General features: G+C 38.9%; 13 protein-coding genes. All 13 read left to right on the plus strand.

All coding sequences use genetic code 11. The annotated features are described in order from the left end of the window. Window positions 1–2 precede the first annotated feature (2 nt). A complete protein-coding gene (locus tag KHA95_RS09045) occupies window positions 3–1,538 on the plus strand; it encodes an ABC transporter ATP-binding protein (RefSeq protein WP_213137173.1) in 1,536 nt (511 codons plus the stop codon). Continuing rightward, window positions 1,535–2,641 carry an ABC transporter permease gene (locus KHA95_RS09050; protein WP_213137174.1) on the plus strand — a complete coding sequence of 369 codons (1,107 nt, stop codon included), beginning with the start codon at window positions 1,535–1,537 and terminating at the stop codon, window positions 2,639–2,641. The genes KHA95_RS09045 and KHA95_RS09050 overlap by 4 nt, the downstream gene beginning before the upstream one ends. Further along, window positions 2,622–3,545 carry an ABC transporter permease gene (locus KHA95_RS09055; protein ID WP_213137175.1) on the plus strand — a complete coding sequence of 308 codons (924 nt, stop codon included), beginning with the start codon at window positions 2,622–2,624 and terminating at the stop codon, window positions 3,543–3,545. The genes KHA95_RS09050 and KHA95_RS09055 overlap by 20 nt, the downstream gene beginning before the upstream one ends. Beyond that, window positions 3,545–5,017 (plus strand): NAD-dependent succinate-semialdehyde dehydrogenase, encoded by a 1,473-nt coding sequence (locus tag KHA95_RS09060; RefSeq protein WP_213137176.1) that lies wholly within the window; start codon window positions 3,545–3,547, stop codon window positions 5,015–5,017. The genes KHA95_RS09055 and KHA95_RS09060 overlap by 1 nt, the downstream gene beginning before the upstream one ends. A 35-nt stretch (window positions 5,018–5,052) precedes the next feature. Beyond that, window positions 5,053–5,820: a DeoR/GlpR family DNA-binding transcription regulator gene (locus tag KHA95_RS09065; RefSeq protein WP_213137177.1), complete on the plus strand. Its 768-nt coding sequence runs from the start codon at window positions 5,053–5,055 to the stop codon at window positions 5,818–5,820. Between the two features lie 20 nt (window positions 5,821–5,840). Next, window positions 5,841–6,734 (plus strand): dihydrodipicolinate synthase family protein, encoded by an 894-nt coding sequence (locus KHA95_RS09070; RefSeq protein WP_213137178.1) that lies wholly within the window; start codon window positions 5,841–5,843, stop codon window positions 6,732–6,734. Continuing rightward, a complete protein-coding gene (locus KHA95_RS09075) occupies window positions 6,731–7,723 on the plus strand; it encodes a hydroxyacid dehydrogenase (RefSeq protein ID WP_213137179.1) in 993 nt (330 codons plus the stop codon). The genes KHA95_RS09070 and KHA95_RS09075 overlap by 4 nt, the downstream gene beginning before the upstream one ends. Then, the gene (locus KHA95_RS09080) at window positions 7,710–8,633 is read left to right on the plus strand and encodes a class II fructose-bisphosphate aldolase (RefSeq protein WP_213137180.1); all 924 of its coding nucleotides are present in this window, start codon (window positions 7,710–7,712) and stop codon (window positions 8,631–8,633) included. Before KHA95_RS09075 ends, KHA95_RS09080 begins: the two co-directional genes overlap by 14 nt. Beyond that, on the plus strand, window positions 8,630–9,397 hold the full coding sequence (locus KHA95_RS09085; RefSeq protein WP_213137181.1) for an HAD-IA family hydrolase: 768 nt from the start codon (window positions 8,630–8,632) through the stop codon (window positions 9,395–9,397). The genes KHA95_RS09080 and KHA95_RS09085 overlap by 4 nt, the downstream gene beginning before the upstream one ends. A 553-nt stretch (window positions 9,398–9,950) precedes the next feature. Further along, window positions 9,951–10,286 (plus strand): L,D-transpeptidase, encoded by a 336-nt coding sequence (locus KHA95_RS09090; protein WP_213137182.1) that lies wholly within the window; start codon window positions 9,951–9,953, stop codon window positions 10,284–10,286. A gap of 182 nt (window positions 10,287–10,468) precedes the next feature. Then, window positions 10,469–11,374: a choline/ethanolamine kinase family protein gene (locus tag KHA95_RS09095; RefSeq protein WP_213137183.1), complete on the plus strand. Its 906-nt coding sequence runs from the start codon at window positions 10,469–10,471 to the stop codon at window positions 11,372–11,374. Between the two features lie 115 nt (window positions 11,375–11,489). Beyond that, the gene (locus tag KHA95_RS09100) at window positions 11,490–13,415 is read left to right on the plus strand and encodes a sigma-54-dependent Fis family transcriptional regulator (protein ID WP_349305460.1); all 1,926 of its coding nucleotides are present in this window, start codon (window positions 11,490–11,492) and stop codon (window positions 13,413–13,415) included. Between the two features lie 418 nt (window positions 13,416–13,833). Then, window positions 13,834–14,847, plus strand: a complete 1,014-nt coding sequence (locus KHA95_RS09105; RefSeq protein WP_481748424.1) for a thiamine pyrophosphate-dependent dehydrogenase E1 component subunit alpha — start codon at window positions 13,834–13,836, stop codon at window positions 14,845–14,847. Window positions 14,848–14,861 lie beyond the last annotated feature (14 nt).

A 14,861-nucleotide genomic window follows, 5' to 3' on the forward strand; every position in this document is an offset into this window, starting at 1 on the left:
TGATGGCAAATGCAGTCGAGATGCTCAATATCACTAAACAATTCCCAGGAGTTTTAGCAAATGACAATGTAAGCTTAATTGTCAAAGAACAAGAGATTCATGGATTTTTGGGCGAAAACGGGGCCGGAAAGTCTACACTAATGAATATTCTATACGGACTACAAAAGCCTGATTCCGGAAAAATTCTTCTTTACGGAAAAGAAGTAAGTATTGATTCACCTCTTAGTGCACTTTCTATGGGGATAGGGATGGTCCACCAGCATTTTATGCTGGTGCCTTCCCTCACAGTCTTGGAAAATATTATTCTCGGAAGTGCTCCCAAAAAAAATCTTCTCATTGATAAAGCTATTGCGATCAAAAAAATTAAAACTATTATCGAGAAGTATAACCTCCATGTTGATTTAGACGCTAAAGTATATCAACTTTCGGTAGGACAACGGCAGAGAATTGAAATTATTAAAGCTTTATATCGCGGAGCTAAATTATTAATTTTAGATGAACCGACAGCTGTGTTAACACCTCCAGAAATTAAAGATCTATTAATAATTCTTGAAAACCTTCGCAAGCAAGGATGCTCAATCATACTAATTACTCATAAATTAAAGGAAGTTCTCTCTATTACATCAAGGATTACCGTTATGCGAAAAGGGATCGTCACTGGAGTCGTTAATACTTCAGAAACGAATGAAAATGAGCTAACTAAACTCCTTGTAGGAAGAGAAGTAGATTTAAAGTTAAGTCGCTTGCCGTATAAACCTGGGGAGGAAGTGTTTCGCGTAGAAGACTTACATGTCTTAAATGAACGTGGACTTCCTGCGGTAAAGGGTGTCAGTTTTGGCTTGAATAATGGAGAAATTATTGGAATTGCTGGTGTAGAAGGAAATGGACAAACGGAACTTATCGAGGCAATTGCCGGGATGTTACCTAGTCAAAAAGGTAAGGTAATGTTTAAAGGAAAGAGCATTGAACGTTTAAGTATTCGGGAACGAAGAAATATGGGACTAGGACATGTGCATGAAGATAGGTTAAAAGTAGGCGGGGCGCCCACTTGTTCAATTGAAGATAACTTAATATTAAACAAATATAATAGGCGGCCATTTTCTCGATTTGGCATACTAAGCAAAAAAAGGATCGAACAGTTTGCTACCGATTTAGCTAGAAGATTCTCAGTTAAGGTACCTGATGTGAAATATGAACTGGGAACTTTATCTGGGGGGAACATTCAGAAGGTAATTATCGCACGGGAAATGGAGTCAGATCCCGATGTATTGATTGCTTCTCAGCCTACCCGTGGTGTGGATATTGGAGCAATAGAGTATATCCACCGGCAATTGCTCGATTTACGAGATAAAGGAAAGTCAATCATTCTCGTTTCGGCTGAGTTGGACGAAATAATGTCACTTTCAGATCGAATAATCGTTATGTATGAAGGTAAGATTTCAGGTGTCTTCGAAGCCGGAGCTGCAACGGAAACAGATATTGGTTTATACATGACCGGAGGGGCTGTTGAAACGACACTGGATAGGAGTGTAATATGAGCAATCACCATTTACAACATATGTTAAAAAGTACAGCTCGTTCCCTTTTAAAGCAAATAATGATTATAACGATAGCACTCTGTTTATCTTCAATCTTTTTAGCTATATCGGGATATGATGTTTTTGCTGTTGGCAAGGGGCTTATACGGGGAATTACGATGGACTTTGGAGGAACCATTCGCTGGACAATCCCTCTCATACTTACCGGACTTGCGGTATGTGTTGCATTTAGAACCCAGGTGTTTAATCTCGGCGTTGATGGACAACTTTATCTCGGTGCAATCGCAGCCACTTTTATTGGTCTTAAATTTAGCCATCTGCCCTCAATAGTGGGGATTCCTTTAGCTATTTTTGCTGCTGGGATTGCGGGAGCATTATTCGCTTGGATACCAGGTAAACTTAAAGTTCTTTGGGGGACAAACGAGGTAGTTTCAACCTTACTCCTTAATTTTGTCGCAATCTATTTAACAGATTATCTAGTATTGGGGCCGATGCGCGGTTCAGGTTCCACAGGAAATTCAGCGTCTAGTGATATTTTACCCGAATCTTTTTGGCTTCCGAGAATAGAGGCGCTAGCGCCATCTGCCGCAAATTATGGATTATATATAGGGATTATATTGGCTGTGGTATTCGTTTTTATTCTATATAGAACGAAAAGTGGATTTGAAATGAAGATCGTTGGGTCTAACCCGTTTTTGGCTAACTATAGTGGAATCAATTCAAAAAAGGTGATTATTACTGTTATGCTAATGAGCGGTGCAATCGGCGGACTTGCCGGAGCAGTTGAAGTAATGGGGGTGCATCATCGTCTCCCGGGTGGATTTAATTCTGGCTTGGGATTTGATGGGATTGTCGTTTCTCTCCTTGCGAGCAATAATCCGATTGGTGTATTATTTTCAGCGTTTTTTTTCGGTGCGATTAGAAATGGAGCATTGAATATGGGACGGGTAACAGATATACCATCATCTGTAATTGATATTGTTCAGGCGATTATTATTCTTACAGTAAGTGCTCAATTTGTCTTCCCTTATATTAAAAAATTTTATAAGCCGTTTAAATGGCAAATGAAACGAGGAGTACAAGATGGGAAACATACTATTTAATGCAGATATTCTCGCGGCGACATTCAGAATTGCGACTCCAATTTTATTAGCCGCATTGGGTGGGATATTATGCCAACGGGCGGGTGTCTTTAATATTGGTTTAGAAGGAATGATGCTTGTTGGATCATTTTCAGGGATAGCCGCAATTCAGTTTGCTGGTGGAAGCATGTGGGCTGGGTTAGTTGGTGCGATGATAGCCGGTCTTTTTATAAGTTTGATTTTCGCGATCGTCATCATCAACTTTAAGGCAGATCATATCATCGCAAGTATAGGTATTAATCTGTTGAGCTTGGGACTTACAACCTTTTTATTAAAAACCCTTTTTGGAGCTTCGGGCTCTTTCCGGCCAGAAGTGATGAATAAAATGTCAGTGATTAAAATTCCATTGATAAAGGATATTCCTATTATAGGACCAGCCATTGGAATCCAACATCCGATAACTTATTTTGCATTAATTATGGTTGCAATCACGGCGATTATTCTATTCCGGACTTCGTTTGGTCTTTCCATACGTAGTGTTGGTGAAATGCCAGAGGCTGCTAGAACGGCAGGAATCAAACCAGAGCTTGTTAAGTTTATTGTGATTTTATGGTCTGGTGCTTTATGTGGTCTTGCAGGTGCGCATTTATCAATAAGCATTGTATCTGAATTTAGTGCAAATATGGTGCAAGGCCGAGGCTTTACAGCTTTTACCGCTGTTATTTTCGGAGGAGCACATCCAATATTAACGTGGCTCGTTACATTGCTGTTTGGCTTTGCTGATGCATTAGGGATAAGAATTGAACTTGAAGGAATCGGATTATCTCCATCCATATTAAAAATGTATCCGTATATTCTTGCGATTATCGTCTTGACGATTAGCGCAGCAATTCAGAAGAAAAGACGAAATGGAGTGAAATTTTAATGGGAACTTTCACAGAAAATAAAGAAGAAAAAATGATTCAAGAAAGAATACTAATTGGCGGAGAATGGACTCATTCGAGCGATGGAATGACATTTGATGTGTTGAACCCAGCAACGGGAGAAAAAATTGCAACCGTGCCAAAGTCTACGGCGAGGGATGTCGAACGGGCAGTAGCGGCTGCAGATGACGCCTTCAAATCATGGTCAGCTTTAACACCTTTTCAAAGAGGTGAAATCCTTAGGAAAGCAAGCTTAAATGTGCTGAAAAATGCTGAAGATATTGCAAGGTTAATGTCCAAAGAACAAGGGAAATCATTTCAAGAAGCTTTTGGAGAAGTTAAAAAAGGAGCGGAAATTTTGCGCTATTATGCTGAAGAGGGTGAACGCATATATGGGCGAATTATTCCAAATGCAGAGGAAAATATGGAAAGTCGGGTCATTTATCAACCAATCGGGGTTGCAGCAGCCATTTCACCATGGAATTATCCAATCGAGCTACTTGCATGGAAAGTTGGCGCAGCATTAGCCTCCGGATGTACAATTGTTTGTAAGCTACCTTCGGAAACTCCTTTATCACCAAGCGCCTTTGTCAAATGTATGATTGATGCAGGGGTGTATCCGGGTGTGATTAACACCTTGACAGGTTCAGGCTCGGCGATTGGTCCAATACTATTAAATAACCCATTGGTGAAAAAAGTTGCTTTTACTGGATCTACTGAAGTTGGGAAGAATGTATTAATGGAATCAGCCAAAACATTAAAGAAAGCTTCATTAGAACTTGGTGGCAGCTTACCAATGATTGTTTGTGCCGACAGTGATTTAGAAGAGGCTGTAAAGGGAGCAGTACGCAGATCCTTTAGAAATATGGGGCAAATTTGTATAGCGATAAACAGAATTTATGTAGATCGAAGCATATATAGCCAATTTATTGAGAGATTTGCTGCGGAAACGAAAAAGCTGAAGATCAATGACGGGGTCTCAGAAGAATATGATCTTGGTCCAATGTGTACACAAAAAGGGTTACAAACCACGATTAAACATGTAGAAGATGCTGTAAACAAAGGGGCGAAAATTGTAGCTGGAGGAAAACGTCCCGAAGGTGAGATGTATAAAAAGGGTCATTTTTATTGCCCTACTGTGATTAGTGATGTAAATCATGACATGCTTATTATGCAAGAAGAAACTTTCGGTCCGGCAGTGGGAGTCATGCCATATGATACGATCGAAGAAGCAATTACTTTAGCAAATGATACCTCATATGGACTCGCTGCGATTGTTTATACGAATAACTTACGTTTATCTGATAAACTATCAAAAGAAATTAATGCTGGCAATGTTGCAATTAATAATGTTGACGCCGGGGTCATTAATGCTCCTTATGGAGGATGGTCTGATAGTGGCTTTGGTCATGAGCACGGACCTGAAGGATTATATGAATATCTTCAAATTAAGCATATAAGAATGAGGATGTGATCAATGTGCATGGATTAATGGAAAGAGGGAGTTCTTTGAATAAGAAAAAACTTCGACAGCTTGAAATTCTATCTTATCTTGAAATTATGGAGGAAGTTAGTGTTGAGGAGCTTTCGATTAAACATAATATTTCAGAAGTAAGTATTCGTAGAGATTTAGAGGAATTAGAACAGGAAGGAAATCTAATACGTACTCACGGTGGAGCTCGAAGAATTATAGAATCACCGCATATTGCTAAAAATTTTAAAGAGAGAGCAGAGCGGATGTTAAAAGAAAAAGAGCTAATTGTTGATCGGGTTGCCGAAATGATACCAGATGGTTCAACGATCACTTTAGAAAGTGGTACGACAAATTGGCTATTAGCAAAACGATTAAAACGAAAGAAACAATTAACCGTCGCCACAAGCTCGATACGGATTATGGAAGAGCTCTATAATGCTCCAGATATTAAATTATTAGTAACTGGCGGAAAATTTCGCGAAAGAAATATGGACTTCGTCGGCGCGAAAGCCGTTGATTTTATGAAGGATTTTTATTCGGATCTTGCAATTATTACTTGCGATTCGATAAGACCTGGTTTGGGCGTTTATAAATTAGACGAAGACAGCGCAGATATAGCGAAGTCGATTGTCTCTTCGGCTAAGCAAATTTATGTCGTTGCGGATCATTCGAAAATAAATGCAAATGGACCGTATCGTTTTTTACCTTCGGAAAAAGTGGACATTTTGTTTACGGATTCCAATATTTTACCTGCGAATAAAGAAAAAATGAAAAATGAGTGCTATAAAATCATATATTGCTAACGATAGAACAGGAGGAAACTATGAAAAATAAAGATAAATTAAGCGGAGTATTTGCACCAGCAGTTACACCCTTTGATGGCGATGTCATTCGTTACGATTGGCTCGAATCAAATATTCGTAAAATGAACAATGCCGGTGTAAAAGGCTATTTAGCTCTTGGTAGTAATGGGGAATTTATGAGCCTATCAGAAGCGGAACAGCTTAAGGTTGTGGAAGTATTTGTTAATAATAAAGAGAATCAAACAATTATGGTTGGAGCATCTCGGGAATCAGTAATTGAAACCGTTCGTTTTATTGATGAGGTTGCCAAGTTGGATGTAGATTATGTTAGTGTTTTGCCACCACATTATTTTGCTAAAAATGTGACAGATGACATTATGATTAAATATTTCTTAGAAGTCGCGGAACAATCATCATTGCCAGTTTTAGTATACAACGCGCCTGGATTCGCATCTAATGTAAATATTAAAGCTGATGTACTACGTAGAATAGCGGAACACCCTAATATCGTAGGCATTAAGGATAGCTCGCCTTCTGGTATTGTTTCTTTCTTAAATGCTACGAGAAATATTAATGATTTTAGCGTACTCGCAGGTTCAGCTGACTTTTTCTACACAGCACTTATGTATGGAGCTACGGGGGGAATCGTTTCATTAGCAAACTATTTGCCGAAATTAAGCGTTCAATTGTACCAAACTTTTCTTGAAGGTGATATAAAGAGCGGTGTAGATTTGCATTTTAAAATATTCGACATTAATCAAAAAGTGTCGGGGAAATTTGGGGTTGCAGGCGTGAAGGAAGCTATGAATATTACCGGATTTAATGGAGGTGAACCGAGAAGTCCATTACAGAGGTTAACTCGGGAACAAGCGGAGATTCTTAATAAGTGTTTTCAAGAGAAGGTGCTAATATGAAAAAAATACTTTTAACTCAGCCAATTCCCGAACAAGTGATCAAACCATTAAGGAGCAGATTTGAATTTATTCTTTCTCCAGATCCATCCGATGAAACAGTTAGAAAATATATAAGCGGTGTTGATGGGTTATTAGTTCGGACGGGAACTCGATTAAGCCGAGAGACCATATTTGCAGCACGATCACTTAAGGTGATTGGGCGTACTGGGGTCGGAGTCGATAATGTGGATATAGAAGCTGCAAGTGAGGCAGGTATCCCAGTTTGCTATACTCCCGAAGCAAATAGTGTATCTGTTGCTGAACACACAATGGCATTCATATTAGCGATATCTAAAAACCTATTGAACTTGGATCGGGAAACAAAACAAGGAAACTGGAAGGTACGTGATCGGTCACATGCCATTGATCTTAGTGGAAAAACACTTGGACTATTAGGATTTGGGAGAATAGGCCGAGCGATGTTTGAAATCGCGAAGGTGTTTGGAATAGAGGTTAGCATCTATGATCCATTTATTCCACAAGAACTTATACCAAACAACGTGAAGTTCTTTACAAACTTAAAAGAATTTGTTTCTGCTGTTGATATTATTTCGGTTCATATCCCTTTAAGTCCTGAAACGAAAGGGATCATCGACTATGACACGATCATAGCAATGAAAAAAGATGCGATTCTAATTAATACATCTAGGGGCTCGATTATTAATGAAAGAGATCTTGAAAAGGCTTTAGAAGAAGGATGGTTATCAGGAGTAGGTTTAGATGTTTTTGAAAATGAACCTCACCCGAAAAATTGTGGATTAAATAAATTTGACCGAGTCTATATGACACCTCATAGCGCTGCTTTAACGAAGGAATGTAGATTGCGTATGGCTACACATGCTATGCAAGGAATTGTCGATGTTTTAGAAAAACGGAGCCCACAATGGGTATTTAATCAGCGGGAATTAACAAATTTATGTAAGGAGGAGAGTTTTAATGGCAATCGTTAATGCTAAGGAAATACTACAGAATGCAACTAGGGACGGATATACAGTAGGTGCGTTTAATATTACTAGTATTGTACAAATGAAAGCGGTTATTGAGGCGGCGGTGAAAAAGAAATCGCCTGTGATTATTCAAACTTCAGTAGGTACAGTAAAGTTTTTAACACCTCAGCTTATAACTGCTGCATTTAACGCTTTAGCAAAAGATGCTCCTGTTCCGATTTGTCTTCATTTGGATCATTGTACAGACTTAGATTTTTGTAAACGATGTGCGGATGCAGGGTATACAAATATTATGATTGACGCCTCCTTAGAAAATTTTGAAGTTAATGTTCAAAGAACGAAAGAGATCGTTGATTATTGCCACAAAATCGGCGGAATTTCTGTTGAAGGAGAGCTAGGAACGGTGATGGGAGTCGAAGATGATATTTCGATTGACGCAGAAGATGCCCAACTTTGCGATCCAGATAAAGCGCTTGAATTTGTAGAAAGAACGGGTGTAGATTTATTTGCGCCTGCCATTGGTACAGCGCATGGGATGTATCAAAAGACTCCAAATATTGATTTCTCCCTATTGGAGCATATCGGACAACTGGTTAATGGTGATAAGATGAGAGCGCCCCTTGTTATCCATGGAGGAACAGGGTTATCAGAAGAAACGATTAAGCGGCTTATCTCATTGGGTGGGGCAAAATTTAATGTCTCGACCGATTTAAAGCATTGCATAATTGATAGTACATATGACTATCTACAAAATCATCAGAATGATTATAATCCTGGAAAATTAGACCAGACGGCTTATGCGGCAACTGTTTCCCTCATAGAAAAATGGATTGATTTATTCGGGAGTGCAGATAGATATGGGATGGAGAATTGCGAGAGCGATAAAATGTTAACTGGAGGGGGAGCTCAATGATTAAGGCAGTATTGTTTGATCAAGACGGGGTCATAATCGATACTGAGCGTGATGGACATCGAGTTGCTTTTAATATGGCCTTTACTGAACATGGATATGATATTGAGTGGGATGTAGAATTATACCATAAACTACTTCAGATAGGTGGAGGAAAGGAAAGGATTAGGTATTACTTCGAAAACTATTATGAAGGCGCTACCCCGCGAAATATAGATGAATTGATTCATAACCTACACAAAACAAAGACAGAGGCTTTCCTTGAAATCCTTAATACACTTCCCTTGCGTCCGGGAATTAAAAGATTTATGAAAGAATTAAATGAAGCTGGGATCTTAATTGGTATTTGTACAACTTCTAATGAAAAAGTAGCCAATACAATCGCAAATAGTAGATTAGCAGGCATTGAATTTAGTGTGATTCTTGCAGGCGATATGGTTTCCAAGAAAAAGCCAGATCCGGAAATATACAATACTGCGCTAAAGAAAATAAATATCACACCGTCGGAATGTCTAGTAGTTGAAGATTCTTATATTGGCATTAGTGCAGCAAAAGCAGCGGGGTGCCATGTACTTGCAACATATAGTGACTATACCAAAGATGAAGATTTAAGTCAGGCTGATATGATTGTCAATTGTCTTGGAGACGAAAATGGTGAAAAGGCATGTTTTATTAAAAGCGAACTTCCTTTATTAATAGAAGGGGTAATCACTTTTAAAGATTTGCAACTATTTTTGTCTGATGAGTTAAAAACGATCAATAAATAGATGCTCTTATTATAATCATATTAGCAGAAATCCCAGCTTCTATGAAGTAGCAGGATGAATGACGCATTGCTTTTTCAATTTAAGCTTCGCGTAATTGATTATAAATAAACAAAATGGTTGGAAGCTTGTCCCGTAAGTCGTGATTTGACTTATGGGACAAGTTTTTTTGAAGCTCCTAATAAGATTAACTATAAGAGTTGAAGTTAAGATGTTCATTTAAATGATTTTAACAGAAGCCTACCTAGTTGATTGGAGTGAAAGGCGGAGACTCCTAGAAGATTAGAAGTAAAAGCAAGACTCCGCAGGAGCGCATTTTAAGGAACGAAGCCGTTACCACATCGTGTGGAAACAGCCTTATGACCAACATCCTGTTGGCCCGAGACTCGCGTGTTACCCCCTGGAACAGAAATCAACGGTGTTTTACTTCCCACATTTTATGTATGTTATTTATTTCAACCATTCTGTGGTTACACTTAAACTTAAACATCTCATGATATATCCCCATTCCTATCTAAGTTTCATACACTAATCATAAACGAATGGAGATGATTGTATGGCATTATGGATTGATGTTTCCACAAAGAAGCATCAACTAAAACTATATGATGGTCAGAAATTAATAAAAACGTATCCGGTCGCAATTGGGAAAATGTTAACGCCAACACCAGCGGGCACTTATACAATTGTAAATAAGCAGCCGCATCCTGGGGGGCCGTTTGGAGTATTGTGGATGGGATTATCGAAGCCGCATTACGGTATTCACGGGACGAATAACCCTTCATCTATCGGTAAAAGTGTGTCACATGGATGCATAAGGATGCACAATCATGACGTTCTGGAACTTTCAAGAAAAGTTTCGATTGGGACAAAGGTGGTTATTCATCAATAACCATGAAAAATCCTCTTAACATTATCATAAGTGGATTTTATCCTTAGAAAATGAAAGAGATCATCTAGTTTTAGATGATCGTTTCTCGTATAATAAATGTAAGCGTTAACATCATAGTGTTGAGCAGCATATCTTATGTAGTTAGGGATGTGTTTTTTTATCTTTTCAAAGGAGTTGATTGTATGGCATTTTATCAAGAAGTAAAGCAGCTTATTTCAGATGCTTTACATGCTCCTCTTTGCTCAATAACAAATATTCAACAAGTTGGCGGAATGACGAATCTTAATTTCCGTGTGACTATACAAGATAAAGAGTTTGTTGTAAGGATTCCGGGAAAAGGAACAGTAGGCATGATTAACCGAGTGAATGAGTTTGAGAATGCGATGATTGGTTATGAAATTGGCATTAATGTTAAACAAGAATATTTTAATAAAGAAACGGGTTTAAAAATTACAGCATATATAGATGATGCAGAGTCCTTAACAAGGCAATCTGCACGTCAACATGAAAATATAAAGCAAGTAGCAGATATATTAAGGAAACTTCATTATAGCGGGCGTGTGATGAACAATGCATTCGATGTATTTGCAGAAATCGAGCTCTATGAACATCTTATTAATCAAAAAGGCGGTACTTATTTGGAGGGATATGAGGCAGCTCGACATGAGTTGTTTTTACTAAAAGATTACTATGAATCAATTCCAATTGAACTTGCTCCATGTCATATTGACCCGGTTGCTGGCAATTTAATAAAAACGAGAAGCGGAACGTTATACCTCATTGATTGGGAATATAGTGGCATGTGTGATCCCCTTTGGGATGTCGGTGTTTTTATTGAAGAATGTGGTTTATCAATCGAAGAAGCTGATCTATTTATGACTAGCTATTTTCAAAGAGAGCCAACTCTTGTTGAAAGGGAAAGAATTTTATTAAATCATATATTTCAAGACTTTTTATGGAGCCTCTGGTCGCAAGTGAAAAAGGCCGACGGTGAAGATTTAGGAGCGTACGGTGATATGCGATTAAATCGCGCGAAAAATAAAATGGCACAGTTTTTTGAAATGATCAATGGGGAAGACGTCGGATAAAAAGCCATGAAGAAACCTCCTCATGGCTTTCTTTCAACAAAGCTCGAGGGGGAGTGCCAAGCATTGGTTTCATATCATATTTTTGAGGTGATCAAGTGTGATAGATAAAAAGCTGATGAGAAAGATGTGGGAGGATTTCGTATATGAAGGACGTTTACATGAAGAAGTAAAGTTTGAAGTGCGAGAGGCATGGCTTCGTTCTAAAGCATATGGTGTTGATCCGCACGTTAAAATTGGTCAAGCATTGCTTTCAGCTAGTGAACTCGCTGCTTTACAAATGCAAAATGAAGAACTAATCCTAATGGCTATGCCGCTAATGGAAAATCTTTATTCAATTGTTAAGGGATCAGGCTTTCTTGTTATTCTTTGTGACGAGAACGGATACCTTATGAGAGTGATTGGAGATAAACAGCCCCTTGTTCACGCTGAGAAAATCCAATTTATAGAAGGTGCACTTTGGAGTGAAAAGCAGATGGGAGCGAATGCCATTGGTACATGTATTGCTAAAGACAAGCCCATTCAAATATGGGATTCCGAACATTATACCGTCGCTTGCCATCCATGGTCATGTTCAGCCGCACCTATTCATGATTCCTCGGGAAAGATCATCGGTGCATTAAATATGTCAGGGCCAGGAGATAAAGTACATCCTCATACACTGGGGATGGTTGTTTCATCGGCGGGAGCAATCGAAAAGCAACTGAAAATTATGGAAGAAATAAAAGAAAATGAGATCATGACAAGCCTCTTGGAAGCGACGACAGACGCTTTTGCTGAAGGAATGATCATCATTGATATGGAAGGAATAATCCTGAAAACGAATCGAATTTTACATCGGATGATGAAGCAGGGGAAGAATGGGTTTGTAGGGAAAAAAATAGATGAAGTTTTTGAAAATCAGTATATGAAGCAAATCATTGGATTTCAAACGGATATTCATGATCGGGAAACTAAGCTCAAAGTTGTAGCAAATGAGATAGAAAAGCATGTATTGATCTCATCCAAGGGAATTTTTCAACATAATGAAAAGGTTGGGAAGTTGCTGACATTTAAAGAAATACATAAGGTGAGGCAGCTCATTAATCAATTTTCAGGAAATCAGGCAAAAATGACTTTCCTTGATATTGTTGGAGAAAGCTCAAAAATCCAACATAGTAAACGGGAAGCATTATTAGCTGCGCGCTCTGATTCAAATGTTCTTTTGACAGGTGAAAGTGGAACAGGCAAGGATATATTTGCCCAAGCAATTCATAATGAAAGCGAAAGAAGAAATAAGCCGTTTATTGCGATTAATTGCGGAGGGATCCCAAGGGATTTACTAGGGAGTGAGTTATTTGGATACGAAGAGGGGGCGTTTACTGGTGCTAGGAGAGGAGGGAGTTCAGGAAAATTTGAGCTTGCCGACCGCGGGACCATTTTTTTGGATGAAATAGGAGAAATGTCATTGGAAATGCAAGTGCTCCTTTTACGTGTTCTTCAAGAGAAAGAGGTTGTTAGAATTGGAGGTCATAAAGTTATTCCTGTTGATGTGAGGATCATTGCGGCAACGAATAAAAATCTATTCGAAGAAGTAAGAAAGGGTAACTTTCGGGAGGATTTATTTTTTAGGTTGAATGTCATTCCGATTACCCTCCCGCCATTAAGAGATAGACGTGAAGATATCCCCTTACTCGCACAATATTTTATTGAAAAACTGGCATATAGACTTGATAAGCACAATCTAGACGTGTCATCGGCATTTTATGAAACGCTTCTTAACTATGAATGGCCCGGGAATATTAGGGAGCTGCAAAATATATTAGAACGATCGATCGTAAGATCAAATAGTGATACGTTAAGTGAAGATGTATTGCCGATCGATTTATTTAGTAAGCAAAGAGTAGCTAATGGAGAAGAGTTACCTGTAAAAGAAGAAATAAAAAAGCGGGCACTCCTTCATTCAATCAAACTACACAATGGAAATTACAGCCTTGCTGCCAAACATTTAGGCATTGCAAGAAGTACTCTATATCGGCAAATGGAACGTTATGGCGTGCGATAAATAGTAATAAAGAATGTCCCAATATGAAACAGTGTCCCATTTAATCTGGGACATGCTGTCTCATATTGGGACATTTTTTTGCTGTGTAGGAAATTATAAAATATTGGATTGCGGGTAATTTCTATCTAGGAATCTACGTATAGCTCGAGTCGCTCAGCGACTAGCTATACGATAAGTCAGCATGGTTCGCTCTTCAGGCTCACCGTGTTTCCTTTTTCTCGATTAGTTCGTCGGCTAAGATCGCCACGTCCTATGGCAACATCGAAGCACCAATATTCTGTTGGCGCAGTTTATACGTCGCAAAAAGGGCGCTTGCGCTTTTATTTCTGGATTGTTATTTGTACGCTGTTTTAACATTGGCATGAAAATTGCAAGATAATAGATGAGTAGAAATCTATTTTTAGAGGAGGAGCAACGAATGACAATTTCCGAAGAAAAACAGCTGACCGTACCTTTAGACAAATTGAAATGGATGTATGAGCAGATGGTGAAAATTCGCTATTATGAGGATCAAATGGCTGAGGTGTATACGGAGGGAAAGACACCTGTATTCAATATTGGTGCCGGGACTGTTCCAGGAGAAATGCATTTGGCGACGGGGCAGGAGCCTGCGGCAGTTGGAATTTGTGCTCATTTAACAAAAGAGGATACAGTAACATCTCCGCACAGACCGCATCACCATGCGATTGCTAAAGGTGTGGATATCAATCGAATGACGGCTGAAATTTTTGGAAAAGAAACGGGTCTAGGAAAAGGAAAAGGGGGACATATGCATTTATTTGACCCAAATGTAAAATTTTCATGTAGTGGCATTGTTGGCGCTGGTATCCCACAAGCGGCTGGTGCGGCACTTGCGGCAAAAATGAAAGGGAAAGACTGGGTAGCTGTTGCTTTTATTGGAGAAGGTGCTGCTAACGCTGGTTCATTCCATGAGACGCTTAATATGGCTGCATTATGGAAATTACCTTTAATTATTGTTGTAGAGGATAATTCTTACGGTATTTCCGTTCCAAAGAAACAATCAACGGCGGTTGAATCGAATGATTTACGTGCTTCTGCCTATGGCATTCATAGTGAACTTGTTCGAAATAATGATCCAATTGAAATGTATCGAGCTTCAGAAGTAGCCGTTGAAAGAGCGAGAAATGGACGAGGGCCAACAATCATTGAAATCGAGACATTCAGATATCTAGGGCATTTCCAGGGAGATCCAGAATTGTATCGAGAAAAAGAAGAAGTTCCAACTTTAAGGGAGCGAGATCCAATTTTGAAACTTAAAAATCTTCTCATTGATGAATACGGTGTTGCAGAAGTGGAAATGGAACAAATGGAAGAATATGCTCGAGCTGAAGTAGATAAGGCTTATGAATTCGCAAGAGAAAGCAATTTTCCAAAGCCTGAAGCAGCGCTTGAAGACGTATTCACATCTTAATTGAAAGAAGGGAG

The organism is Bacillus sp. FJAT-50079, assembly GCF_018343515.1.
Taxonomy (GTDB): Bacteria; Bacillota; Bacilli; order Bacillales; family Bacillaceae_C; genus Lederbergia.

Bases quoted from the DNA above. Each gene is read 5' to 3' on its own strand.
- KHA95_RS09045 (WP_213137173.1), top strand. From the start codon at position 3: ATGGCAAATGCAGTCGAGATGCTCAATATCACTAAACAATTCCCAGGA.
- KHA95_RS09050 (WP_213137174.1), top strand. From the start codon at position 1,535: ATGAGCAATCACCATTTACAACATATGTTAAAAAGTACAGCTCGTTCC.
- KHA95_RS09055 (WP_213137175.1), top strand. From the start codon at position 2,622: ATGGGAAACATACTATTTAATGCAGATATTCTCGCGGCGACATTCAGA.
- KHA95_RS09060 (WP_213137176.1), top strand. From the start codon at position 3,545: ATGGGAACTTTCACAGAAAATAAAGAAGAAAAAATGATTCAAGAAAGA.
- KHA95_RS09070 (WP_213137178.1), top strand. From the start codon at position 5,841: ATGAAAAATAAAGATAAATTAAGCGGAGTATTTGCACCAGCAGTTACA.
- KHA95_RS09075 (WP_213137179.1), top strand. From the start codon at position 6,731: ATGAAAAAAATACTTTTAACTCAGCCAATTCCCGAACAAGTGATCAAA.
- KHA95_RS09080 (WP_213137180.1), top strand. From the start codon at position 7,710: ATGGCAATCGTTAATGCTAAGGAAATACTACAGAATGCAACTAGGGAC.
- KHA95_RS09085 (WP_213137181.1), top strand. From the start codon at position 8,630: ATGATTAAGGCAGTATTGTTTGATCAAGACGGGGTCATAATCGATACT.
- KHA95_RS09090 (WP_213137182.1), top strand. From the start codon at position 9,951: ATGGCATTATGGATTGATGTTTCCACAAAGAAGCATCAACTAAAACTA.
- KHA95_RS09095 (WP_213137183.1), top strand. From the start codon at position 10,469: ATGGCATTTTATCAAGAAGTAAAGCAGCTTATTTCAGATGCTTTACAT.
- KHA95_RS09100 (WP_349305460.1), top strand. From the start codon at position 11,490: ATGAGAAAGATGTGGGAGGATTTCGTATATGAAGGACGTTTACATGAA.
- KHA95_RS09105 (WP_481748424.1), top strand. From the start codon at position 13,834: ATGACAATTTCCGAAGAAAAACAGCTGACCGTACCTTTAGACAAATTG.